Here is a 23,608-nt window from a genome sequence, read left to right as displayed (position 1 = left end):
GGCTGCCGGGGGTCGTCTCGTGGACATTGCTCCGGCGAGCGGTCACTCCGGTCGGCTCGCGAGCACGCGGTCGACCAGGCCGTCGAGATAGTCGGGTGTCAGCGGTACGACGCCGAAGAGCACCCGGACGTAGATCGGCGCGAGGATGCCGTCCAGTACCTCCAGCACGTCGGGGGCGTCCTCGCCGCGGGTGCGGGCCCGCTCCAGCATGCCCTGGAGCTGCTCGGAGCGGACGGAGAGGAACCGGTCACGGGCCGACTCGCCGTCAGGCCCGGTACCCAGCGCGGTGACGACGGTGCGCAGCAGGGCCAAGCCGTCCGGCCCCGTGACGTCCTCGGCGGCCTTGGCGGCGAAGGAGCGCAGGTCGTCGGCGAGGCTGCCGGTGTCGGGCATGGGCGAGCCCTCGGTCAGGCGGCTGACGACCACGTCCATCAGCAGCGCCTCCAGGGTGCCCCAGCGGCGGTAGATGCTGCTGTCGGCCACACCTGCGCGGGCGGCGACCTCGCCCACCGCGAAGGTGCCGTAGCCACGCTCGGCGATCAGGTCGGTGACGGCCTGGTGGACGGCGCTGCGGACCCGGGCGCTGCGGCCTCCCGGGCGGCGGGCGGTAGGCGGTGTCGGCGAAGTGGCCGATGAGGGGTTCTCATGCACGACACCAAGCTTAACGCAGTTGCTGCTTGCGTTTATGGCGATGGCGCGCCTATGGTCCCACTAAAAGCAGTAGCCAACTGCGTTAGGAGTCTGTGGTGAATCCGATCTTCTTCCCCGGCCACCCCCCGTTCTGGTACGAGACCCTGCGGACGCTCGGGCACATCGCCTACGGCGGCGCCGACTTCGGCGAGGTCGCCACCACCGCCGAGCACATCGCCCCCGGCGACTACGACAGCTGGCACGACCAGTGGCTGGCCACTGCCGACCGGGTCGCCGACCAGGCCCGCACCTCACGGGAAGGCGGCCACTGCACCAGCGCCCGCGACGGGTTCCTGCGCGCCTCGAACTACTACCGCTGCGCGGAGTTCTTCCTGCACGGCGACGCCGCCGACCCGCGCATCCACCACGCATACGACGCCTCCGTCGGCTGCTTCCGCCAGGCCGCCGAACTGTTCACCCCCGCGATCGAGCCGGTCACCATCCCCTACGAGGGCACGACGCTCCCCGGCTACCTCTACCGCTCCGACACCTCCGGCCTGCCGCGCCCGACCGTGGTGATGTTCAACGGCTTCGACGGCACCGCCGAGGAGATGCACTTCTTCGGCGCCGCGGCCGCCGTCGAACGCGGTTACACCGTCCTGGTCCTCGACGGTCCCGGCCAGCCCGGCACCCGCCACCACCAGAACCTGTTGTTCCGCCCGGACTGGGAGAACGTCATCACCCCGGTGCTCGACTTCGCGGCAACGCTGCCCGAGATCGACCCGGAGCGGATAGCCGTGTTCGGCGTCAGCATGGGCGGCTATCTCGCGCCCCGTGCCGCCGCCTTCGACCGACGGATCGCCGCCGTCGTCGCTCTCGACGGCGTCTTCGACCTCGGCGACATCAGCACCGCCCCCCTCGCGCTGCCCCGCGCCGAGGCCGAGCGTCGGCTGCGGGCCCCGCACGACCCCGAGCTGGACGCCGCACTGGCGGCCGCCATGGCCGCCGACCCCAGCATCAAGTGGGCCATCGAGCACGGCATGTTCGCCATGGGCGCCGGCACCCCGCGCGCCTTCTGCGCCGCCTACCTCGACTACCACCTGCGCGAGGGCATCGCCGAACAGATCACCTGTCCGGTACTGGTCTGCTCCGGTGAGGACGACGGCTTCTTCAAGGGGCAGCCGGAGAAGCTGTACGACCATCTGCGGTGTGAGAAGACGTTCCTGGCGTTCACCGATGCCGAGGGCGCCGATGCGCACTGCCAGTCCGGCGCCCAGAAGCTGGCGTTCGCCCGGGTCTACGACTGGCTTGACCGGGTGATGGCCCGCCGTCCTCCAGTGGTCGGGTCCATCGGCAGGGCGCTGGTCATGACGGGCGCGGTGGTCGAGGCCGTCGACGCCGGAGATCGGTGGTCCGTCCCCACCCCCTGCCGGGCATGGGACGCGCACGCCACGCTCAACCACCTCGTCGGCGGCATGCGGATCTTCGCCGCTGAACTGACCGGCACCGACCCCGGGGGCGAACACCACGACGACTGGCTCGGCGCCGACCCCTCCGGCGCCTACCGGGCCGCCGCTGAAGCCGACCGCGCCGCCTGGCAGCACGCGGCCCCCACCGGCATCGACCTGGCCAAGGCGACGGTCCGCCTCGGCTTCGGATCCGTCCCGGGACCGATGGCGGCGCTGATCCACCTCACCGAGGTCCTCGTCCACGGCGTCGACCTGGCCGTCGCCATCGACCGCACCGACCTGATCGACCAGCACCTGTGCGCGGACCTGCTCGCAAGCATGCGGGAGATGGACATGGAGCCCTTCCGCCGCCCCGGCATGTTCGGCCCGCAGACGCCTGCCTCAGAGGGCGCACCGCCGCACGTGCGACTGCTGGCCTTCCTCGGTCGACAGATCTGAGACGGCAACGAAGTGACGGGTGCGCCGCCGACGGTGGCGCACCCGCTCGTGCCCGCGGCCCGTGCCGTGACTCCAGGACAGGGATGAACGGGCGAGGGGCGACGGCGCCGAACGCTGCACCAGAGCGTCGAGTACGCGGTCCTGGCCGTCGGCCCTCAACGGGCGAATGACGACACAGGTGACTTCATGAGGCTCGCCGGTCTCGTAGGCAGCAGCGCGATGGCGGCCGTCACCGCGTCAGCCGGCTTGGGCGTAGAGGAATTCCTGGCCGTCTTCGGTGGTGGCTTTGACGGTGGTCCGGCCGTGGAGCTTGCTGCCGCGGGCGGATCCGACGGGGAGACCGGCACCTTGATCGCGGAGCAGGTGCTCACCCTCACTGCCGGTCGATGGGGTGGAGGGGGATGTCGAGGTAGGACTCGGCGTCGGTCGGGGAGGTGATGTCGATGGTGAACACCGGGGCGGTGTTGTTGTCCTGGGCGAAGAGGGGGTCGTGGGTGTCGATGACCAGTTGGAGCTGGTGTCCCTTGGCCACGACGTAGTCGGCGGGCTGGAGGGGGATGGCCACGGTCGTGGCCTGGCCCGTGTGCTCGGCGGTGAAGGAGCAGGGGGCGTGGGTGATGATGTGGGCCCTGCCGGTGGCCGGGTCGGCGTCGAGGAGGTAGGCGACGATCGTGGCGTCCGCCTGCTGGGGCTTGACCGTCACCCGCAGTTCCAGTTCGCCACGGACGCGTGAGGACTGCGGCAGGTGCGTGGTGGTGAAGACGGCGGCCAGACCGCGGTCGATGTCTGCGGTCTTGTAGACGTGGGGCAGGCCCATGCGTTCGGCCAGCCCGGTCTGGACGAGCTTGGGGGCGACGACGATGTCGGTGCCCTTGCCGGTGGCCTTCACCGAACGGGTCCAGCCGGCCTGCGGGTCGCCCTCGGAAAGCTGCCCGTCGCGCTGTCCGGCGGGCGCGTCGGCGAGGTGGAACCGCTTCTTCGGCAGGGCGTAGTTGTCCCAGGAGGAGTGGCGGAGGTCGGAGAGGGGGTTGAACATGTACTCCGAGCGGACATCGAACCGCGGAGTCGCTCCGTCGCCGGCGCTGCCGCCGAGGTGATGGTCCATCCACCGGTAGGCCATGTCGGTGGGCTTGGCGGGGAGGCCGGCCAGGCCCGGGAGTTCGGCGTTGCCGTGGTCGCCGACCTGGACCAGGAGCGTCTTGGGCCCGGTCAGACGGTTGTGGAAGTCGATGACGGCGGGCACCGAGAAGATGGTCTCGTGCCAGGCGGTGGTCAGCAGGATGGGTGTCGCGGCGTCGTTGTAGGTGTTCAGGTGGTTATTGGGCGAGCGCTGCGCGGCGAACTCCCCGACCTGGTCGTCGATGGTGTTGGCGCGGATCTTCTGAATGATCTCGCGGAACTCCTGCGAGCACCGGTCCTCGCCGAAGAGCTGGACGAGCGCCTCGAACGCCTTGAGGTGGCGGGTGCCGTTCTCGTACAGCGAGGTGAAGAGGTCGGCCCAGGCGCTGGTGCCCGCGACGGCCTTGATCCGCGGGTCCTGCGCGGCCGCGAGCAGGCTCGTCCCGGCGCCGTATGAGGAACCGAAGAATCCGATCCGGTCCCCGTCGACACCGTCCTGCTGGATCAGCCAGTCGATGACCTCGGTGGCGTCGGCGACGTCCTGCGGTCCTGCGACGTGGATCTCCCCCGTGGACCTGGCGAGGCCGCGCTGGCTGTAGGCCAGGACGACGTAGCCGCCAAGCGCCCAGCGGGAGATCATGCCGAGGTAGGCCCGGTGTCCGATGTTGATCAGCGGGGCGGGCAGGACGACCGCCGGACAGGTCTGTCCGGGTGCGAGGTCGCGCGGGACGCTCAGTGACGCGTCCAGGACCGTCCCGTCCGCCATGGTGAGCGAGACCTCCGAGTACCGGGCGATCTCCGCGTACGTCTCGTACGTGTCGGCCAGGCCCCACTGGTCCAGACGGCCGATCCGGCGCGGCGACGGGTCCAGCAGCGCTTCCCGGATCGCGTCCAGCTTCGTGAGGTCGTCGGCGCCGAGCGTGAACGGGTTCTCCGCGGTTTCGTCAACAGACATGGCTGTACCCGCCTTCTGTGAAAGGGATGGCAACGAGGTGTCAGCGACATGCTCACCCAGCCAAGATCACCCCGGGGGAGCGTTCCGCGCTGATCACTCGGACGGATGGATGGCGCCGTGCCAAACCTCCGGACGGACAACAGGCCAGAGCTTGACCGAGAACTGCCGGGCTCAGCCGACGGCGGCGGCGCCGGATCCCACGCACGCGAGGACAGCTGTCAGTCTCCGGCACCGTCGTCCTCGTCGAGGCCGGGCGCGTGTACGGCGGTCCCCGCTCAGTGAGCGGGGTTCGTACGGAGGTGGGCGGCGCCCGAACGCACCGCCCAGCCGAAGACGGCGAAGGCGACGACGCCCACCGCGACCGAGTCGTACGGCGCCGGCAGATGTCCGGAGCCGCCGAACGTGCCGAGCCACGACAACAGGGCGAGCGCCGCCAGGTGGAACACGAGCCAGGCGCCCTGGCGCAGTTCCTCGGCCGGGGGGCTGCCCGCCGTTCTGCGTCGTTGCAGCAGGAACAGCGGGACACCAACAAGGACGAGAGGCAGGGCGAGCCGCAGGTCGTCCCAGCCCGACCAGTAGACGAACTCGGTCGCCACGGCGAAACTGACCGGTGCGATCCAGCGCACCCCCGGCATGTGGCCGTCCGCCAGAGGCACGCCACGCTCCCGGTCGTGTGCTCGGAAGGACGCCACGGCCACCGCCGAGGCGGCGTAGATGATCAGATACATGTCTCCCATCACGCTCACGATGTCCTGCCAGCCGCCGAACGGCAGCATGAAGAGCATGATGACCGCGAGGTTGAGGACCAGGGCGCGGCGTGCGATGCCGGAGCGGGGATCGATGCGCATGAAGAAGCGGGGCAGCAGACCGTTCTTCGAGAGGGCGTAGGTGTGGCGGGCGTCGATCGCGACGCCCACGTAGGCGGAGCCGCCGGGGGACACCACCGCGTCGGCGTAGAGCAGTGTGGCAAGCCAGTGCAGGTTGAGGACGAGGGCTAGCTGACCGAACGGTGACTCGAAGTTGACCCCCTGCCAGCCGTGCGCGAGCAGTGAGTCAGGCACCGTGTAGAGGTAGGCCAGTTGGAGCCCGAGATAGACAAGCACCGCGAGGCCGATGCCGGTGAGGACGGCGGCGGGGACGTTGCGGCGCGGATTGCGGGCTTCTCCGGAGAAGTCCAGAGGGGCCTGGAACCCGTTCACGGAGTACACGATGCCGCCGCCGGCGAGTGCGGTGAGGCAGGCCGCGTATCCGTACGGGGCGAACCCGCCGTGCTCCGTGAGGCGACCCGAGTGGGTGCCGGAAAGGAACAGGGCGATCACCGTGAGCACCGGGACGACGACCTTGAACACCGACACCAGGTTGTTGACGCGGGCGAACATCCGCACCGCGAACCAGTTCAGCGCGGTGAGCAGCACGCTCAGGGCGGCGGCGACGCCCAGGCCCGACGCGGTGAGGCTGCCGCCGTGGTAGAGCCCGGGCACGTAGTGGTCGGCGTACTGCATGATCGCGCTGATCTCGGCCGCGGTGCCGCCCACGGAGAGCATGACGGACCAGCCCACGACCGTGCCGACCAGCCGGCCGTTCGCGTACAGCGGCCAGCGGACCGTTCCGCCGCCTTCCGGCCTGGTGGCGCCGAGTTCGACCATGACCAGGGCCACCAGTGCGCAGAGCAGGCCGGCCGCGACCCAGGAGAGCAGCGCGGCGGGACCTGCGGTCTGGGCGGCGTACATGGCGGCGAACAGCCAGCCCGAGCCGAGGATGTTGGAGAAGCCGATCGCGGTCAGAGCCCAGAACCCCAGGTCTTTGCGCAGTCGGCTCTCCTCGGCGCGGACATCGGGGGATCCGGCAGTCTCCGCCGGCATTTGCTGCGCCACGTGGCAAACCTCCTCGACGATCACGGAACCGCGAGGGGCCAGCGTGCCACGTGGCACGTGGCACGTCGCGAGTGTCGAAGTGCGGTCCGTCCCGCGCCGTCGGGACAGGCCGTATGCGTAAGTCGCCGTCGCGCCAGACCGCTTCGCGGAGCTGGAGGCGCCCATAAGCCCATACTCCGGTATTTGCGTGAGGCCGGGGGTGCGGGTCATCGCGGTCGGATTGTGCCGCCCCGGATGGCGAGCGAGCAGCAGTGCACCGTCGTTGCGGTGCAGATACCCAGCCGCTCTCACTGCATCGCGGCACCGGTGCGTGCAACTGGTGCGTGTCATGCGACGGCCCGGTGCCGGATTCGCTGCAATGTATGTGGGCAGGGGAAACGGCACACGACACCGCCCAAGTGAGGAGCCGACATGACCACGTTCGTCATCACTGTCCCTGGCACTTTCCTCAGCGACATCAATGACTCGGCACGCGGGGCTCTCGAGCGGGAGCTGGCTTCTCGGCACACTGACGTGAGCGAGAGTGAAGGGGTTGACCTGCTGACGTTGAACGAGGGCGGTACTTTCTCGGTCCGCCTCGAAGTGGACGCTGTAGACCGCTACGAGGCGGAACTGCAGGCCACCAGGCTTGTCGTGGCTGCTTTGAAGGAAGCGGGAATCAACGAAGCTGATGCCCCACTCGGCTCCCCGGTAGTCACCGGCATTGACAGTGAACTGTAATCGGGCGGGGCGACGGCATGGCCGTGGCCTGTGTGGGTCCTCAACTTGCGTAAGGCCCTCGTAGTGCATCGTCGGGCTCTGGGTCTCTGCCGGTGGTGAGAGGTCGACACGGCAGGTGGTGCGGGTGCCGGTCCAGCACCGCAGCAGGTCGTGGAGGACGTCCAGAACTTGGTAGGGGCTCAGCCCGGCATATGTGCTTCCGGGTCGTGGCGCCGCAGGGGGAGGAAGGCCCGGGTAGCGGTGATGAGGGTCGGTGCCTGATATAGACCAGTGCCAGGGCTTCCCGGATGCCGCCTCGGCCGCACCCGCGCTGCCCGCTGACTCGGCTTGTGAGGGGGAGCCAGAGTCAGCTGTCCTCGCACTTGTGCGCTTCACGGCATCTGAGGCACCCGGAATCGCCGCCGGTACTCGCTTGGTGTCGTGTTCAGACGGCGTCGGAACGCTCGCACCAGCGTGTCCACGGTGCCGAAACCGCAGGCGGACGCGATCCGTTCGAGCGTGGCGTCGGAGGATTCCAGGTCGTGGCGTGCCTTCTCCACGCGCACCGATTCGATGTACGCGTGCGGGGTCACGCCCAGTTCGGTCTTGAACAGGCGCGTCAGGTGCCGGTCGCTGACGTGTGCGTACTCGGCGAGTTCAGCCACGGTCAACGGCTCGGCGATGCGGCGCAGGATGTGGTGGCGCAGGTCCTCGATGCGCCGTGTCGTGGAGACTTGGGTCAGCGGAACGCTGAACTGGCTCTGACCGCTGGGGCGTTTGAGGTACATCACCAGCTGGCGGGCCACCCGTAGCGCGACCTCCTCGCCGAGATCGTCGGCGATCAGAGCCAGGGAGAGATCGAGGCAGGCACTGATGCCGGCTCCGGTCCACACGTTGTCCTCGCGGATGAAGATCGGGTCGGCGTCGACTTCTACGGCCGGGTGATCGGCGGCCAGCCGCTGTGCGGTCGACCAGTGCGTGGTCGCCCGCTTGCCGTCGAGCAACCCCGCCGCGGCGAGCAGGTGCGCGCCCACGCACACGGAGGTGATCCGGTGCGACCGCGCGGCGAGCACCTTCACCCATTCGACAAGACCGGGATCGACGAGCGGGTGCACGCGGCGTTCTTCATCCACCTCCACGGCACCAGGTACCAGAAGGGTGTCGATGCCGCGGCGTGCGGCTTCCTCGAAAGTGAGGTCGGGCAGGATGCGCACGCCCGCCCCCGTGGTGACCGGGTCCATGGTCGCGGCGGCGAGCACGACCTGGTAGCCCGCAGCCTCGTCGGTCTCGCGCAGGGCGAGCGAGAACACTTCGGGGGGCCCGGTGACATCGAGCAGGTCGACGCCCCCGAAGAGCACGATGACGATGAGCCGTCTGGCGGCGGTGTCCGGCACGGTTCTCTCTCCCCGGTCAGCTGAGCGGCGCATGTCCGTATCTGCAGGTTACATGTCATTGCCGACGTCCTGACTCGGTCCTAGCGTGGTGGACGCAGCTCGACGGAGCACCGCGAACTGCACACATCCCACGTATCTCCGGAGGCGGTTTCCCCATGTCCAGAACGACGCTGCGCGAGCTCAACGGCTTCGACCAGGCACCCGCGAAGCTGGCCGACTCGACGCTGATCCTCATCGACTTCCAGAACACCTACACCCAGGGCGTGATGGAACTCGACGGCTGGGAGAAGTCCCTCGACGCCGCAGCGCAGTTGCTGGCACGGGCCCGCGAAGCCGGCACCAAGATCGTGCACGTCATCAACGACGGCGGCGAAGGCACCCCGTACGACATCCGTGCCGAGATCGGCCACATCCACCCCGAGGTCGCGCCCCTCGACGGCGAGCCGGTCATCGTGAAGCAGGCCCCGAACGCATTCCTGGGCACCGACCTCGACACACACCTCGCAGCGGGCCAGGACGTCGTCATCGCCGGCTGGATGACCCACATGTGCGTGATGTTCACCGCGCAGGGCGCCTTCCTGAACGGCAACCGCCCCACCGTCGTCGCCGAAGCCACAGCAACCCGCCCGCTGCCGGTCATGGGCACCGACCTCGACGCCCGCCAGGTGCACGACAGCGCCCTCGCCACCATCGCCGACCTGTACGGGGTCGTGGTTCCCACGCAGAAGGACATCGTCTGATGAAGGCCAAACTGCTCCGTTCGGCCGCCGCCCTGGGTGCCGCCGCCGTGCTCGCCGCCACGATGACAGCGTGCGCCGGAAGCTCCGAGGCCGCCACGCGTACCGAAAGCCGCGACCAGCGCCACGAGAAGAACTACGCCAAGGACACCACGACGCTGCGTCAGCTGATGAAGCTGGACGAGACACCCGCGAAGCTGGCTGACTCGACACTGATACTTGTCGACTATCAGAACGTCTACACCGACGGCGCGATGGAACTCACGGACTGGCGCGACGCGGTCAAGAACACCAAGACCCTCCTGGAGCGGGCCCGTAAGGCACACACGCCTGTCATCCACATCGTGGAAAAGGGATACGACCTCAAGTCGAAGGCGGGCCAGATCATCCCGGCGCTCAAACCGGCCAAGGGGGAGACCGTCGTCGAGAAGGCAGTACCGAACGGCTTCCACGACACCGGCCTCGACGCCGAGCTCAAGAAGACCGGTCGCAAGAACGTGATCATCTCCGGCTTCATGACCCACATGTGCACCCTCTTCACCACCGAGGGAGCCGTCTACAACGGCTACAACCCGACCGTGATCGGCGACGCCTCTGCGACTCGCCCGCTCCCGGTCAATGGCAACCCTCGCGGCATCCCCGCCAAGCAGGTGCACGAGGTCGCCCTCGCCACGATCCAGGACCGCTTCGGCGTCGTGGTCCCCGAGCAGCGCGACCTCAAGTAGCGCCTTCCCCGGGATGATCAGCCGCACGGCATCGGCGAGCATGTCGTTTCGCGTCCCCGGCGCGCGGGAGGGCGACCCGCGTCGGCCGGGGCTGGGTGCCGGGAGTGGTGATGGACAGGGCCTCCAGGTCCACGCCGCTGGCACCCGGTGGTATCAGCGAGATCGGCCAGCGAGGCTAGCTCCGGGCACGCAAGGCCTGCGAGAGCGCGCTCATGCTGATGTCGATGACCGTGCGGAGCTGCTTCTGGCTCGCTCTGGTCCTGCTCATCACGGCGAGCGACTGGTTGACCGCCGATATGTGAACCGCGAAGTCGTCGGCATCGCCTTCGGTCAACTGTGCGGCGTTCAAGGCGGTCCGCAGCCGCGCGTGCTGAAAGCCCAGAGCTTCGATCGCGCGTGCGGCGATGGTGTGGCTGAGCACCGGCGCCGCCATCGCGGTCTGGGCGATCAGGCATCCATCAGGTACGTCAGGGTCGGCGATGCGCCGCAGGGTGACCTCGAAGAACGCCCGTACCGCCTGGAGCGGCTCCTCGGCCGCACGTGAAAGTGCCTGGTCGTACCTGTTTCCGTAGAGCGCGGCGTAGCGGTCCAAGCAGCGCAGGTAGAGCGAGTCTTTGTCGCCGAACGAGGAGTAGATGGAACTGCGGTTCAGTCCGGTCGCCCTGGAGAGGTCGTCGAGAGATGTGTCGGCGTATCCGGCCCGCCAGAACTGGACCATCGCCGCGTCGAGCGCCATGTCCACGTCGAACTGCTTCTTCCCGGCCATCACGCATGCACCTCGTTCTTGGACCAGCCGTTGTGGCCCTGCCCATCCTATCTTGAACTAACCAGTACAAGATGCAGTAGGCTCCAGGCATGACCGACGACGCCATAGCCCCGAACCGCTCCCGTGACCAGAACCCGGTCCCCGGGGTGCCGCTGTACGACCTTGCGGGTTTCACTCACCGTTGGGTCGACGCGGAAGGAATCCGACTTCACGCCGTGGAGGGCGGCCGGCCGGCCGGACCCACTGTCGTCCTGCTCGCCGGATTCCCGCAGACCTGGTGGGCCTGGCGAAAGGTGATGCCAGGCCTTGCCGAGCGATTCCACGTGATCGCCATCGACCTGCCGGGGCAGGGCCACTCGGAGCGCCCCGAAGGGGGCTACGACACGCACACCGTCGCTTCGCGTGTCCAGGCGGCGCTGACCGCGCTCAACGTGTCGAAATACTGGCTCGTCGCTCATGACATCGGGGCCTGGGTTGCCTTCTCGCTGGCCCTGAAGTACGAAGAGCGCCTGCATGGTGTCGCTCTGCTTGACGCCGGCATTCCCGGAATCACCCTCCCGGACTCCATCCCAACGGATCCCGACCGGGCCTGGAAGACCTGGCACTTCGCCTTCCACCTGGTGCCCGAACTGCCCGAGACCCTGCTCACCGGCCGCGAGCGTGACTACGTCGGCTGGTTCTTGAAGGTCAAAGCTCTGTCCCCGAACACCTTCGACGGCGCCGAGATCGACCATTACGCCGCCGCCATCGCGGCCGAGGGAGGTCTTTCAGCGTCTCTCGCCTACTACCGCGACGCCGCGGAATCAGCGCGTAAGAATCATGACGCTCTCGAACGAGGGCACTTGACCGTCCCGGTCCTGGGAATCTCCAGTACCCATGGCTCGATCCCCGACATGGCCGCCTCCATCAGCCCGTGGGCAGAGAACGCGACCGGCGTCGTCATCCCGCAGGCCGGACACTTCATTCCCGACGAGCAGCCCGACGCAACTGTGGACGTGTTGACCGCGTTCATCGATCACGGGCGTGTCGAGTAGTTCGCGTAGTTCGCGACGCGCGGGTCAGTCCGGTGATGTCGGCGAGATCAGCCAACAGCCGTGCCCGGCATGACCCACCACCGCTGCACCGTCGGCGGAGACAGGGCAGCGGCTGCCACAGTGGCCGGGATCCTGCCGACCAGCGCGCCAGCAGGGGGGGCGGTCGGCCAGGTGAGTGCGGCGGCGGCACACCCTCATGTGGCGCGGGGAAGACGACTTCCGCCGGCACGCTCAAGCAGTCGGCAACTTCTTGGCGACAGCCGCCGCGGCCCGTACGAACTCGCCGACGTGCTCTGTGGTGTTCCCCTCCAGCCAGACCGGTCCCCGTTCGATCGGCTGTGCGTCGTGCAGAGGCACGTAGGCCACGTCCGGTCGAGGGTAGTAACGCCGGGAATGTTCTCCGACGGGCAGGATGCCCCTGCCCATCGCGACCAGCGTGAGCATTTCGGAGAACGATCCTCCGGTCGGCCCCTTCGGAACTGGCCTGCCCGACGGGGTGTAGTCCGGTGTGCGATCTCGCTTGAATCCCGCTGAGGTCACCTCCGGATACTGCACCACGGGGTGTTCCGCGAGCACTTCGAGCGACACCGACTCCTCGTCGGCGAGTGGATGCCCGGCCGCGGTGGCGAGCACTCGCTTCTCCGTCAGCAGTACTGGCCCACAGGCCATTCCGTCGAACGGGTACGAAGCGATGAGGACGTCTATCGAGCCGTCAAGCAGGCTCGCACGCGAGTTGGACAGCTGAACCTCCCGTACGTCGACCCTGCAATCGGGGTGGCGCTCGCTGAACAGACCCACCACCTTCAGGAGCGCGGGTGCTGTCCACTCGCCGAGGAAGGCGACCCGCAGTTCTCCTGTGACACCGCGACTGGCATCGGTGGCCCTTCGGAGCGCCTCCTCCATCCCGGTGACCAAGGGCGCCAGATCGTCGGCCAACTGTCGCCCGATCGCCGTGAGCCGAACCGTTCTGCTGGTCCGCTCAAACAGCATGCCGCCGACCCGCCGTTCAAGCTTCTTGATCACCTGACTGACCCGGCCGGTCGTGACGCACAGGCGCTCGGCGGTACGGCCGAAGTGCAGCTCCTCGGCAAGCATCAGGAAGGTCTCGATCTCCACCCGTTCCAGCATGATGCCCCCGTTCGTTGAATCAGGCTCAACGATCGTATTCCGATCCTGCCTTGATGGCGGACTCCTCTGAGCGGATCGTAAAAGGCGCACACCTGGACTCCACCATCGAAGGAAGCCTCATGAACGTCTCGGACATCACCACCCGCCCGACCCGGACCGACGAGCCCTCGTGGGAACACGGCCACCCCGCACGGAGCCCCGGTGACCGACTCGGCTCCCCCTCGCTGCGCGTAAAAGCATTCGACCATCTAGTCCTCAACGTCGAGGATGTCGAGCGGTCCCTGGACTTCTACTCCGGACTCCTCGGCCTGGAACCGGTACGCGTTGCCGAGTGGCGAGCCGGCGAGATCCCGTTCCCATCGGTGAGAATTACCGCTGAGACCATCATCGACCTGGTAAGTCGCCCTCGGGGCGAGTCCAACGTCGACCACATCTGTCTCACTGTGGAACCACTGGACTGGGACGAGTTCATCGCCTCGGGTGCCTTTACCGTCCTCGAAGGCCCAGTCGAACGCTTCGGCGCGCGGGGTACCGCCACGTCGGTCTATGTCCAGGACCCGGACGGCAACACTGTGGAACTTCGCTGGTACCCGCAGGACGCCGCGGCCTGACTGCGCTCAAGCTCTTCCAGGCGGCTCGGACCATGAAGAAAAGGAACGGCTGTGAAGACATCTCGCATTTTGATCGTGGGGGCCGGCATCTCCGGTCCTGGCACTGGCCAAGGTTCTGCTGGAGCGCGGAGTGGCGGTGGATGTCGTCGAGCGCCGCGCCGAGGGCGCACCGGAACTCGGCGCCGGTCTGTACCTTCCAGCGAACGCCGTACGGGCCCTTGATGCCATCGGCGTGGGGGACGAAGTGGCCGAGTACGCCGCGCCGGTGACGCGGCAGCGGTTGCACGACCACCGGGGGCGGGTGCTGACCGAGTTCGCCGTGGACCGGATCTGGGGTGACGTCGGCCCGTGCCTGGCGATGGCCCGGGGCGAGCTGCACACGGTGCTGCGCGACGCCGTCGACGGCACCGCCGTCCGGTACGAGACCGAGGTGCACGCCGTGACCGACGACGGGACCGTGACCTTCTCCGACGGCACCGGCGGCGCCGCTACGCCGACATCAACAGCTCCGCTCCCACCCCTCCGGCCGGCGACTGGCGCACACTGTTCGCCGACTTCGCCGGCCCGGTTCCCGCCCTCCCCAGCGGGCCGTGCCCGCCGACGCGACTGAAGAGGCAGCCGAACCCGTGACCTGGGGTTTCTGTTGCTCACCCCCCTCTGGTCGCCGAAGAGGGGGCTGCCGACGTGGGCAGGGTCCAGGCGAAGACCGCGCTGAGGGCGATGGCCGAGACTGCCATCAGCAGACCCGCGCGGACGTCGAACGACGCCGTGACCAGGCCGGCGGCCATGGCTCCGGCGGGCGCCCCCACGCCGGATGAGAGCATGCGCCGCGTGGTGTTGACACGGCCCTGCAGAGGGCCGGGGGTCACGGTTTGGGCGTAGGTCACGGTGTTGACGATGACCATCAAGTACACCGTTCCCCAGGCCGCGATCGTCGGCAGGGCGAGTCGCCAGTCGGAGGCGAGAGCGGTCAGCAGGCCGAGGGCGGTGCTGGCCGGCAGCGCCACACGCATGATCTGCACAGCCCCGACCCTGCGGAGCAGACGTGGAAGCGCGAGCGATCCCAACACGCCGCCGACACTCCACGCCGTGAACATGAGTCCGATGCGGGGGTCGGACTCCTTGATTCCGAGGCAGCGGTCCGCGAAGATCACGAGTTGTCCGATGAAGGCGCCGCCCGCGAACGACTGCAGGCAACCGGAGACGGTCATGGCCTTCAACTCGGGCTGACCCCACAGGAATCTGAGCCCTTCCCTGATCGACTCAAGAAATCGAGGTCGGTCGACCGCGGTTGGCCCGGAGTCGTCGGGAGGGGTCGTCAGCGCCCGAATGAGCAACGCCGAAGCCAGGAAAGTGGCCGCGTCCAGGGCAAGCACTCCGGTGGGGCGAAGGGCCGCGACCAGGAGGCCCGCCATGGCGGTTCCCACGATGCGGACAGTGGCCTCCGCACCCCAGATCGCGCTGTTGGCCTCGGGGATCTGGGCCTTGCCCACCACTGTCGGCACCACCCCGTATCCAGCCGCGTCGAAGAATACGTACAGACTTGAGGACAGGAAAGCGGCAATGACGATATGGGCGGCGGTCAGATAATGGAAGGCGGCTACCAGCGGGATGCTCGCCAAGCAAAGGGCGTTCAAAATGTCGGCAGCCATCATGAGGCGGCGACGGTTCATCCGGTCGGCGAGCGCCCCGGCGAGCAGGCCGAAGAAGACGTAGGGCATCGCCTCGCCCGCCGCGACCAGGGAGACGAGCAGCGGAGATCCGGTTTCCCTGTATACCAGGATCGGCATGGCCACGTAGGAGACGGCGGACCCTGCACCGGACAGGACTCTGGAGAGCCAGAACAGGCGGAAATCCCGGTTGTGTAGGAGGCGTTGCGGCTTCGCTTCCTCGTCCTGGTCGCTGATGTCCGACGGTGGTGGTGTCATGAGAGTTTTTAGTCATGTCCGTGGCCGTCTTGTCAACGCCCCTGGCCGTCCGATCGGCGCCTCCCCCCTCCGCTTGCCCGGATCGTCGCGATGTCATCACCGCACCCCGGCTGGCCCTGGCCGACGGGTCTGCTCGCCGGGGGCGTGTCGTGCCGAGCGGGTCCGTGACCAGGTCGGAGGCGGTTCGACTCTTGTGGCTTGCTCCCAACCGGCATGGAAGTTCTTGTATGTGACATGTACCACACAAGTCTTGCGATGGATGCGGGGGTCTGGTCGCATCACTCCAGCGCCAGACAGGAACGACACAACGACACAACGACACATCGTTACGGGGGAGTGGCAGTGCAATCAGAGGCAGTGCGGGGAAGTCGGGAAGAAGTCAGGGTCGAGAACTCCATCGATCGTTATTATCCCTACATTGCGCCGGCCGCGAAGATGCTCCTCGATGAGGATGCAGTCGGCTCCAGTGAATTCAATCCGGGTCCTCAACTCCCCGGCATGACCCCGAAGTTCCGCGAATTCTTCTCCGCCTCCCGCCTTGCTTATACGCCGCTGGGTGAATATGCGGGGAAGCGTCTCTCATTTCTGAACCTGGCACAGAACCCGGGTACTCGCACTACGAAGACCTTCGCCTCGCTTGTGGTGGTCGCTCGCGCGGTGCGGTTCATTCAGGAGACGGGTCAGCGGGTCATGATCCTGACCCCGTCATCGGCCAACAAGGCCACCGCGATGCGTGATGCGGTGCTGAGCGCCATACGCCTGAACTTGGTTACGCCCGACCAACTCAGCGTCTCCGTCGTCGTTCCGGAGGGCTCGACGCCCAAGCTGTGGGAATCCGAGCTGAGCCGTGACCTGGAGCTGAAGGACCGCAATCCGGTGGCGGTGTACCAGGGAGCCGAGCCGGCCCACGTTAAGGCACTGGCCCGCCATGTGGTCGAGGAGCACGCGGCGGCCTTGAAGGACTCCACCGGAGTGAACCTCTGGTACACGCTCGGTCTGAACAACTACATGGCCGCTGACGTGGTGCGTGCCTTCGCCGAGGCCGATCTCTTTCCCTCCGCCACGCCTCGTCTGCACGTTCACGCGGTATCCAGCGCCTATGGACTGCTCGGTCACGCGCAAGGGCACGCCCTGCTGGACGAGTCCGTGCGCGGCTCGATGGCACACCCCCGCTATTTCTTGGTCCAGCACCTCGGCGCCCCGGACATGGTGCTCAGCCTCTACCACGGTTCCACGAACGCGAATCTGGTGCCCTCGTACGGCTACGACGAGTCGACGGGGCTCTACGAGCAGCAGGCGGACCCCAGGTTCCCGTACACAACGATGAACCCCGGCGAGACGCTCGACACCACTTTCTACACGCGCAACCCGCCGACGTCGCCCCGGATGAACGAACTGATCCGGACGCACGGCGGTGGCGGCATCGTTGTCTCCCTCCATGAATGCCTGACGAGGTACCCGCGGATCAGGGCCCTGCTGCGACCGGCAGGCGTGGAACTGCCCGCCGACCCCAGAGACCTTCGCGAATGGTCCCTGATCATGGCGATGACCGGGATCCTCAACGCCGTCGACCGTGGCCTCGTCCCGGAGGAGGACATCCTCGTGCACGGTTCGGGCTGCTACAGCAGGCACGACTACACACCCTTCCCCCCGGCCTCCCTGCACCGGGTCGAGACCGGAGACATGCTCAAGGACGTGGTCTTCAAGGCCGCGGGTGCGTGAGGACCGACTCACGCACCCGGTGACGGGCGCCCTCAGGCTGTGAACGGCTGAGGTACTGGCCCGTGTCCGACGCCCTCACGCCGTAAGTGACGCATGCGCTCACACGTCACGCCGGCTCCTGGAAGGCCTGCCATGGATACCCCCTTGTCGTCAGCAGCACCTCAACCCGCCACAGCGGCCCCCGTTCTGGGCGGAGGCTGGGTCACACTGCCGCACTTCGCGCTCCGTATGTCCGGGTTTCCCTTCGAACTGATGCAACTGCTCGTATCGGACGACGCGACCGGAGCGGCGCGACGGCTCGTCAGGGCGCGCCGCGGACTCGAGCGAGCCGTGGCCGCGTCGCACTCGGCCGACCTGCTCGCGACCGCGCACAGCCGTCAGGATGGTGCGGCCCTGCGCGCGGTGCGCAAGCGCAAGCTGCCTCCCGCCCAGATACGGTCCGAGGTCGGTTCCGACGAGATCCGGGCCATGCTGGAGGAGTTCGCCGGGTTGCTCGACGAAGAAGCGCACGCCAACGAGCGGTTCCTGGAGTTGTTTCCGCTGGCGGAGCTCGGGACGTCCGACCGCGTCCTGAAGCTCTTCCAGGAGAGCGCGCAGCTGAGAGACGCCCTGCTGGTCTCCAACGAGAGTTCTGAGCCGGTGCTCGCGCGCTGGATCGCCAAGACCCTCGAACCCGAGTGGCGCTGGCACAAGGACGACCGCCCCAGGATCGACACGCTCGTCCGGCATCTCCAGCGAGTCTGCGCCAAGAACGACACCACCGGGCATCTGGGCCCCTTCACCCTGGGCGTCTTCGCACCCGGAAGCCGTGGCATGTCCGCCGAGTCCGTGCCGTTGCGTCGGCACCCCCTGCTCTCGCGCTGGGCGGGGGAGGCCATCGCGGCGGCCATGCGGGACGACCCGGAGGTGCTCCCGCAGTGCCGCCCGCGCAGGGCCCCCGGCGCGGCCGTGTCCGGCGACACCCTGACGGTGTTCTCGATCGATTACACGGCGAAGGTCAAGGACGTCAGGGAGGCCACCCGCATCCGGCCGCCGGTGCCGCTTGCTGCCTTCGACCTGGCCGTCTTCGCCCACTGCGACGGCGACAGAACAACCGCCCAAGTGGCACGCGAGGTCGACTCCCGGTACCGGCCGGGCGACCCGCTGCCCCAGGCCGTCCTTGACTCGGTCGCGCGACTGGAGCAGCTGGGAGCCATCCTCGTGGGCCCCGAGCTCCCATACGGTGTGCCCGACCCACTGCCCGAACTCAGCGCGTACGAAGGCGATCCGGAGGCGGTCGCCTGGCGCGGCATGCTGCGTCAGGCAGCCCGGCACCTGGGCGACTTCGGTGCGGTGGAGAGCGGCACCGCCGTGCGGCGCGCCGCGCTCGACGGGCTGAAGTCCGACTTCGAGACCTACACGGGCGTTCCGGCGGAACGAGGGCGGGGCACGTTCTACGGCGACCGCACCGTGCTGCACGAGGACTGCTCGGGACGTTACGCCGACCTGTCCATAGGGCACCCTGTGACGGAGTTCCTCGCCGACGAACTCCCACTCGCCTACGATCTGTCCATGGCGGCACCGCGGCTGCGGATCGCCGCCGAGTCGGAGTTGCTCGGCGACTGGTTCGCGGCACGGTTCCCGGGGCGGTCGGAGGTCCCCCTCTACGACTTCCTCGACGGATTCGTGGCGGACTCCGAGGCGCTTGCCGCGCCGTACGCGAAGATCGACGCCGCGGAGACGGACTTCCTCGACCAGGTGGAGAACGCCCTGCTCTCCGGGGGCACTTACGGCGATACGGAAGTGACCGTGAGCCCCGGCGAGGTGCGCGAGCTCGTGGCCGCGACCGGTGACAGCTGTCCCGTGCTCTGCAATCCGGACCTGATGATCGCGGCCGAGTCGCCCGCCCACCTCGCGACCGGCGATTTCTACGCGGTGATCAGTGAGTTGCACGCCAACGAGGAGTCCCTGAGCCACGGTCTGTTCGGCCCGACCCTCGACGAGCGGTATCCCGATTTCGCGGACTCGGTTCTCGATGGGTACCGGCGGCTGCTCGCGGCGGACGAGGACATCGCCTGCGTGACCCTCGCCCACCGTAACAAGTCCTATATCCGAGTGCCGTTGAACACCGTCGAGATCGAGGCGAGCGGGCGCTCCCCGCTCCCTCGTGAACAGGTCCTCGGCCTGGCCGACCTCCGGGTCACCAGGGCCGAGGGGAGCCTGCGGCTGCGCCGACCGGGAAGCGACCGATTCCTGCGTATGGCCGCGCTGCCGTATGCCTGGCTGGGGGTACGGCACAACCCGTTCGTCCCCTTCGGCTTCGCCCGGTGCCAGGGCGGCAAGCTTCTCGCGGGCCGGCACCATGCGCACATGCCCCGGATCCGGATGGGCCCGGTGGTGCTCCAGCGGCAGTCCTGGCGGGTCGCCGCCCCGGATCTCTCCGCCCGGCACCGACGGGACTCGTTCTTGAAGGTGCAGGAGCTGCGGGAGGAGGTCGGCCTGACCCGGCACCTCTACGCCAAGATCCCCGGGGAGACGAAGCCCGTCTACTGCGATCTGGACAGCCCGCTGCTGGTGCGGCAACTCACCCGTCTGGCAGGGCAGGCGACAGGCCCCGTCGAACTGTCGGAGATGCTGCCCGGTCCTGAACACCTGTGGGTGTCCGACCAGGCCGGCCACTACACATCCGAGCTGCGTTTCGCCGCGTTCTCGGCACCGGTGCCCCACTGACGTACCCATGACCGAGGAATGAACGCCATGTCAGCAGTGACCCCACCCCCACGCGCCTCGCTGCACCGCAGGCTGCGCATGCACACCGGATACCGCTGGCGCAACAGCGGCCACCCCGTATTGACCTGGTTGCGCACCGCGGTGGACACCCGCGACGGTGCCGTGTTCCCGGCCGTCAGCTCGTCCCTGGGTGGCCTGTCCGTTTCGTATTCGGGTCTGGCCGAAGGTCTTGCCTACACGCTCGAATTCACCGAGCTGCGCCGAGAATCGAGGGACGGGAACGCGGCTAGACGTACGGAATCCGAGATCTCGGGGAAGGCACTCCGCGACCCTGACCGGCTGCCGGATTCCGACATCGCCATCGTGGGCACCAGTGCGGCAAAGGCACGGCGGTTGCCGACCGACGCCTCGCTGATCGTGCCCATGCGCGTCCACTTCGTCATCGACACCGACGACGGCGATTCCGATGCCGTACGACGCAAGATCTCCAAGCGTGAACGCGAGCAGTTCAGACGGGCTATGCGGCGCCATGAGTGGACGTGGGCCGTCGAACACGATCCGGCCTGGTTCGACGTGTTCTACAAGCGGCTCTACCGCCCCACGATGCGCGAACGCCACGGCGCGCGGGAGCGCACCGAGACCAAGGACGTCTCCTACGAGTGTCTGTTCCGCGAGGGCCGCATGTTCAGCCTTTCCCAGAACGGCAAGCGCGTCGGGGGAGCTCTCTGCCACTGGGACCGCGCCTCCCGCACTCTGACCCTCCGGCTGCTCGGGGTGGTCGACGGCGCAAAGGAGCACTACGACAGCGGGGCTTTCAAGGCCATCTACCATTTTCTGATCGGATGGTCGGCCGACAACGGAGTCCGTGCGCTCGATTTCCAGGGCACGGAATCATTCCTGAGCAAGGGCACTTACCAGTGGAAGCGGCGGTTCGGGACCCGGGTCGTTCTTCCGCCGAACCATTTCGGGAACAAGCGGCTGTGGTTCCAGGTGCGCAGCGACACACCCGAGGTGCGCGACTTCCTCGTGGCCAATCCACTCCTGGCGGAGGGGGCGGACGGCGCTCTGGAAGCCGTCTACTTCCATGACGCCGACCGAGCGGCCCGCATCGACTACTCGGCGAAATCCCCTGGTGTGGAACGAGCCCGGCACATCGACCTGGACGCATTCCTCGCCACCGTTCCCAAGGGTCTTGCCAGGAGGGCACACTCATGACGACACAGACGCCGCAGTGGTACGGATCCGAGCCGATTCCACTCGGTTCCCGGCTGCCCGCTCCCGCTCTGATCGACGGGCTCACCCGGGCGATGGACGACATCGCTTTCCCCATGTCCCCGGCCTCCCTGCGCCCCGTGGTCCTCCCGGAGGAGTCCTACCAGGAGATGTTCACGGCGGCCGCCGCGCTCCTGCGCCTGCTGCGCAGGACGCTGCTGGAGGCCGCGCCCACGGCGGCCGGCCGCATCGCGGCGCTGGGCGCCGACGAGGAGATGTACCCGCTCTTCGTCGACAGCGCCGCCGAAGAGGACTTCGCCACCTGTATCGCCCGCCCCGATGTCATGGTCGACGCCACTGGACCCAAGTTCGTCGAGTTCAACATCGGCGCCGGTATCGGTGGTGTGGTCGACACCTCGCTGAACTCCGCGGCGTGGATCGAGGCGTACGGCGGCCGTGAGCTGGCACCGTTCACCGGTCCCGACCCGCTCGCGGTGCGCGACCAGATATTCGTCCGGGCCGTCCGGGAGCTCGGCGTCAGGCCCGGCGTGGCCATCGTCGGCACGGCCCGGGACCTGAACGGCAGCAGGACGACGCGCTACTACGACGTTCAGGTCGACTCGCTCAGGAGCCGGGGGCTGGAGGCGGAGTTCTTCGAGCCCGAGGATCTCCTCGCCGGACTCGGCCTGCCCGGCCGCCCTCGCTACGACATCGGCCTGCGGCATTTCACCATTCCCGAGTGGCGCGGACACGCGATCGACCTCGCTCCGGTCCGCACGGCGCTGGACGCGGGATGCACCCTGATCGCGACACAGACCGCGTATCTGATTTCCAACAAGAAGGTCCTCGGCTGGGTCTCCGAGGGGCAGCCCTGGATGTCCGCTCGCGATCGCGAGACAGTCGAGCGCTACCTTCCGTGGACGCGTGTGGTGAGCGGGCGGAGCACACACTGGCGGGGCGCCAAGCGCTTCCTTCCCGAACTGCTCCTCGACAGCCCGGAGGAGTTCGTCCTCAAGCCCGCCATCGGCATGAAGGCGCAGGACGTCCTCGTCGGTCGCCACTGCGACCGCGAACTGTGGGACAGCACGGTGAGTCGGGCAGTGGAGCGCGAGGACCACATCGTCCAGGAGTACGTGCGTCCCGCCCCATATTCCATGGAGTTCGCGGAAGCCGAGGGGACGGGCAGTTACGAAGCCGAGGTGTTCCCGGTGTTCAGCCCCTACGTATTCGACGACCGGCCCGGCGGTTGCATGGTCCGTTACCTGCCGCCCGGGCGGCACGGGGTCGTCAGCATTCACGGGCACGGCGCGTTGCCGACCGTAGCCCTCGCCCGGCGCTGAACCGCGCGCAGGGCGCCTGGCCGCCGGCCGTTCAGCACCTCCGTACCGAAGGAATTCGTGATGTACCGAATCACCCTCACCCGCGAAGAAGCCGCAGAATGCCGTGCGTTGGCCGCGGAGCTGGCTCAGGAGCACGCCTCAGTCGAATCCAGGGAGTTCCTGGACAACGCCTCCGTGTACGCCCAGGAACTTCCGCGAGGGCTCCGTGCCGCACTCAACGAGTTCCGTATGAAGGAACCAGAAGTGGCTTGTGTGGTCAGCGGGTTCCGGGTCGACGACGACGCCATCGGGGCCACTCCGGAACACTGGAAGAGCCGGTCGGCCCAGTCGCCCACCCTCGAAGAGGAACTGTTCTTCCTGCTCTGCGGCCAGCTTCTCGGCGACCCCATCGGGTGGGCGACGCAGCAGGAGGGCCGCATCATGCACGATGTCATGCCGATCAAGGGCCATGAGATTGGGCAGTTGGGCACGGGCAGCAGCACCCCGCTGGAGTGGCACACCGAGGATGCCTTCCATCCCTACCGTGCCGACTACGTCGGCTTGATGTGTCTGCGCAATCCCGACGCCGCCCGGACCACCTATGTCGGAGTAGCGGACCTGGACCTGGACGAGCGGACCAGGGAAACCCTGAGTGGCGCGTTCTTCCCGCTGGTTCCCGACGACGCCCACCGGCCGGAGAACCGTGGTGAGCCAGGGGCCGACGCCGCCACGGCGGAACTGCAAGAACGCAGCTACGCGCGGATCCGCCGCATGCTCGACCAGCCGGAACCGGTGCCGATTCTATTCGGCGACCCCGCCGACCCCTATCTGCGTGTCCACCCCTACTACATGGCGCCGATCCAGAACGAGGCGGCGCGTACCGCCATGGCGGTCTTCTCCGAAAAGGTCGAGACGTGTATGCGTGAGGATGTGCTCCAGCCGGGCCAGGTCATCTTCATCGACAACTTCAAGGCGATCCACGGGCGTCGCCCCTTCAAGGCGCGTTACGACGGCAAGGACCGCTGGCTCAAGCGCATCAATGTCACGAGGGATCTCCGTAAGTCGCGTGACGCGCGTACAGCCGCCCACGAGCGCGTCATCTACTGACGGCCGGGTTCCCACTCGGCCACTTCCCCCTT

At 67.8% G+C, this 23,608-nt stretch carries 19 protein-coding genes; 12 read left to right on the top strand and 7 right to left on the bottom strand.

What is annotated here, in order from left to right; translation table 11 throughout:
• Window positions 1-42: 42 nt before the first annotated feature.
• A complete protein-coding gene (locus ACFVXC_RS29360) occupies window positions 43-651 on the bottom strand; it encodes a TetR/AcrR family transcriptional regulator (RefSeq protein WP_389910990.1) in 609 nt (202 codons plus the stop codon).
• Window positions 652-746: 95 nt separating this feature from the next.
• Here ACFVXC_RS29360 and ACFVXC_RS29355 point away from each other — a divergent pair, with 95 nt between their 5' ends.
• The gene (locus ACFVXC_RS29355; RefSeq protein WP_389910988.1) at window positions 747-2,537 is read left to right on the top strand and encodes a TIGR03086 family metal-binding protein; all 1,791 of its coding nucleotides are present in this window, start codon (window positions 747-749) and stop codon (window positions 2,535-2,537) included.
• 373 nt (window positions 2,538-2,910) lie between these two features.
• Here the strand turns inward: ACFVXC_RS29355 and ACFVXC_RS29350 are convergent, their stop codons facing one another.
• Window positions 2,911-4,611, bottom strand: a complete 1,701-nt coding sequence (locus ACFVXC_RS29350; protein ID WP_389910985.1) for a CocE/NonD family hydrolase — start codon at window positions 4,609-4,611, stop codon at window positions 2,911-2,913.
• Window positions 4,612-4,886: 275 nt separating this feature from the next.
• The gene (locus ACFVXC_RS29345; protein WP_389911138.1) at window positions 4,887-6,473 is read right to left on the bottom strand and encodes an APC family permease; all 1,587 of its coding nucleotides are present in this window, start codon (window positions 6,471-6,473) and stop codon (window positions 4,887-4,889) included.
• Window positions 6,474-6,896: 423 nt separating this feature from the next.
• Between ACFVXC_RS29345 and ACFVXC_RS29340 the strand changes: the two genes are divergently transcribed.
• Window positions 6,897-7,205 (top strand): hypothetical protein, encoded by a 309-nt coding sequence (locus tag ACFVXC_RS29340; RefSeq protein WP_389910983.1) that lies wholly within the window; start codon window positions 6,897-6,899, stop codon window positions 7,203-7,205.
• Between the two features lie 371 nt (window positions 7,206-7,576).
• Here the strand turns inward: ACFVXC_RS29340 and ACFVXC_RS29335 are convergent, their stop codons facing one another.
• Window positions 7,577-8,611 (bottom strand): GlxA family transcriptional regulator, encoded by a 1,035-nt coding sequence (locus ACFVXC_RS29335; protein WP_389910981.1) that lies wholly within the window; start codon window positions 8,609-8,611, stop codon window positions 7,577-7,579.
• A 122-nt stretch (window positions 8,612-8,733) separates the two neighbouring features.
• On the opposite strand from ACFVXC_RS29335, the gene ACFVXC_RS29330 reads away from it, so the two are divergent.
• Complete coding sequence (locus ACFVXC_RS29330; protein ID WP_389910979.1) at window positions 8,734-9,318, top strand: isochorismatase family protein; 585 nt, start codon at window positions 8,734-8,736, stop codon at window positions 9,316-9,318.
• The gene (locus tag ACFVXC_RS29325; RefSeq protein WP_389910976.1) at window positions 9,318-10,040 is read left to right on the top strand and encodes an isochorismatase family protein; all 723 of its coding nucleotides are present in this window, start codon (window positions 9,318-9,320) and stop codon (window positions 10,038-10,040) included. Before ACFVXC_RS29330 ends, ACFVXC_RS29325 begins: the two co-directional genes overlap by 1 nt.
• Before the next feature lie 175 nt (window positions 10,041-10,215).
• On the opposite strand, the gene ACFVXC_RS29320 is transcribed toward ACFVXC_RS29325, so the two are convergent.
• Window positions 10,216-10,806, bottom strand: coding sequence for a TetR/AcrR family transcriptional regulator (locus tag ACFVXC_RS29320; RefSeq protein WP_389910974.1), 591 nt, complete (start codon window positions 10,804-10,806; stop codon window positions 10,216-10,218).
• 89 nt (window positions 10,807-10,895) lie between these two features.
• Here ACFVXC_RS29320 and ACFVXC_RS29315 point away from each other — a divergent pair, with 89 nt between their 5' ends.
• Window positions 10,896-11,840, top strand: a complete 945-nt coding sequence (locus ACFVXC_RS29315) for an alpha/beta fold hydrolase (RefSeq protein WP_389910971.1) — start codon at window positions 10,896-10,898, stop codon at window positions 11,838-11,840.
• 231 nt (window positions 11,841-12,071) lie between these two features.
• Here the strand turns inward: ACFVXC_RS29315 and ACFVXC_RS29310 are convergent, their stop codons facing one another.
• Window positions 12,072-12,968: a LysR family transcriptional regulator gene (locus tag ACFVXC_RS29310; protein WP_389910968.1), complete on the bottom strand. Its 897-nt coding sequence runs from the start codon at window positions 12,966-12,968 to the stop codon at window positions 12,072-12,074.
• A 224-nt stretch (window positions 12,969-13,192) separates the two neighbouring features.
• On the opposite strand from ACFVXC_RS29310, the gene ACFVXC_RS29305 reads away from it, so the two are divergent.
• Both ACFVXC_RS29305 and ACFVXC_RS29300 read left to right on the top strand, forming a co-directional pair.
• The gene (locus ACFVXC_RS29305) at window positions 13,193-13,579 is read left to right on the top strand and encodes a VOC family protein (RefSeq protein ID WP_389911137.1); all 387 of its coding nucleotides are present in this window, start codon (window positions 13,193-13,195) and stop codon (window positions 13,577-13,579) included.
• Window positions 13,580-13,676: 97 nt separating this feature from the next.
• Window positions 13,677-14,189 (top strand): FAD-dependent monooxygenase, encoded by a 513-nt coding sequence (locus tag ACFVXC_RS29300; RefSeq protein WP_389911135.1) that lies wholly within the window; start codon window positions 13,677-13,679, stop codon window positions 14,187-14,189.
• A 37-nt stretch (window positions 14,190-14,226) separates the two neighbouring features.
• Here ACFVXC_RS29300 and ACFVXC_RS29295 read toward each other — a convergent pair whose 3' ends face one another.
• Window positions 14,227-15,507 carry an MFS transporter gene (locus tag ACFVXC_RS29295; protein WP_389910966.1) on the bottom strand — a complete coding sequence of 427 codons (1,281 nt, stop codon included), beginning with the start codon at window positions 15,505-15,507 and terminating at the stop codon, window positions 14,227-14,229.
• Between the two features lie 213 nt (window positions 15,508-15,720).
• Here ACFVXC_RS29295 and ACFVXC_RS29290 point away from each other — a divergent pair, with 213 nt between their 5' ends.
• From ACFVXC_RS29290 to gntD, 5 genes are all read left to right on the top strand, one after another.
• A complete protein-coding gene (locus ACFVXC_RS29290; protein WP_389910963.1) occupies window positions 15,721-17,229 on the top strand; it encodes a DUF6002 family protein in 1,509 nt (502 codons plus the stop codon).
• Window positions 17,230-17,481: 252 nt separating this feature from the next.
• Complete coding sequence (locus ACFVXC_RS29285) at window positions 17,482-19,938, top strand: lantibiotic dehydratase (RefSeq protein WP_389910960.1); 2,457 nt, start codon at window positions 17,482-17,484, stop codon at window positions 19,936-19,938.
• 27 nt (window positions 19,939-19,965) lie between these two features.
• A complete protein-coding gene (locus tag ACFVXC_RS29280; protein WP_389910957.1) occupies window positions 19,966-21,153 on the top strand; it encodes a hypothetical protein in 1,188 nt (395 codons plus the stop codon).
• On the top strand, window positions 21,150-22,490 hold the full coding sequence (locus ACFVXC_RS29275) for a hypothetical protein (protein WP_389910954.1): 1,341 nt from the start codon (window positions 21,150-21,152) through the stop codon (window positions 22,488-22,490). Before ACFVXC_RS29280 ends, ACFVXC_RS29275 begins: the two co-directional genes overlap by 4 nt.
• A gap of 60 nt (window positions 22,491-22,550) precedes the next feature.
• A complete protein-coding gene (gntD, locus tag ACFVXC_RS29270) occupies window positions 22,551-23,576 on the top strand; it encodes a guanitoxin biosynthesis L-enduracididine beta-hydroxylase GntD (RefSeq protein WP_389910951.1) in 1,026 nt (341 codons plus the stop codon).
• Window positions 23,577-23,608 lie beyond the last annotated feature (32 nt).

Source organism: Streptomyces sp. NPDC058257 (assembly GCF_042881845.1).
Taxonomy (GTDB): Bacteria; Actinomycetota; Actinomycetes; order Streptomycetales; family Streptomycetaceae; genus Streptomyces.
Note: the sequence above shows the minus strand (reverse complement) of the source record. Positions and strands in the feature narration are given on the sequence as shown.

Bases quoted from the DNA above. Each gene is read 5' to 3' on its own strand.
- gntD (WP_389910951.1), top strand. From the start codon at position 22,551: ATGTACCGAATCACCCTCACCCGCGAAGAAGCCGCAGAATGCCGTGCG.
- ACFVXC_RS29335 (WP_389910981.1), bottom strand. From the start codon at position 8,611: ATGCGCCGCTCAGCTGACCGGGGAGAGAGAACCGTGCCGGACACCGCC.
- ACFVXC_RS29340 (WP_389910983.1), top strand. From the start codon at position 6,897: ATGACCACGTTCGTCATCACTGTCCCTGGCACTTTCCTCAGCGACATC.
- ACFVXC_RS29325 (WP_389910976.1), top strand. From the start codon at position 9,318: ATGAAGGCCAAACTGCTCCGTTCGGCCGCCGCCCTGGGTGCCGCCGCC.
- ACFVXC_RS29320 (WP_389910974.1), bottom strand. From the start codon at position 10,806: ATGGCCGGGAAGAAGCAGTTCGACGTGGACATGGCGCTCGACGCGGCG.
- ACFVXC_RS29345 (WP_389911138.1), bottom strand. From the start codon at position 6,473: ATGCCGGCGGAGACTGCCGGATCCCCCGATGTCCGCGCCGAGGAGAGC.
- ACFVXC_RS29290 (WP_389910963.1), top strand. From the start codon at position 15,721: ATGGAAGTTCTTGTATGTGACATGTACCACACAAGTCTTGCGATGGAT.
- ACFVXC_RS29315 (WP_389910971.1), top strand. From the start codon at position 10,896: ATGACCGACGACGCCATAGCCCCGAACCGCTCCCGTGACCAGAACCCG.
- ACFVXC_RS29295 (WP_389910966.1), bottom strand. From the start codon at position 15,507: ATGACACCACCACCGTCGGACATCAGCGACCAGGACGAGGAAGCGAAG.
- ACFVXC_RS29330 (WP_389910979.1), top strand. From the start codon at position 8,734: ATGTCCAGAACGACGCTGCGCGAGCTCAACGGCTTCGACCAGGCACCC.
- ACFVXC_RS29285 (WP_389910960.1), top strand. From the start codon at position 17,482: ATGCAACTGCTCGTATCGGACGACGCGACCGGAGCGGCGCGACGGCTC.
- ACFVXC_RS29310 (WP_389910968.1), bottom strand. From the start codon at position 12,968: ATGCTGGAACGGGTGGAGATCGAGACCTTCCTGATGCTTGCCGAGGAG.
- ACFVXC_RS29275 (WP_389910954.1), top strand. From the start codon at position 21,150: ATGACGACACAGACGCCGCAGTGGTACGGATCCGAGCCGATTCCACTC.
- ACFVXC_RS29350 (WP_389910985.1), bottom strand. From the start codon at position 4,611: ATGTCTGTTGACGAAACCGCGGAGAACCCGTTCACGCTCGGCGCCGAC.
- ACFVXC_RS29280 (WP_389910957.1), top strand. From the start codon at position 19,966: ATGTCAGCAGTGACCCCACCCCCACGCGCCTCGCTGCACCGCAGGCTG.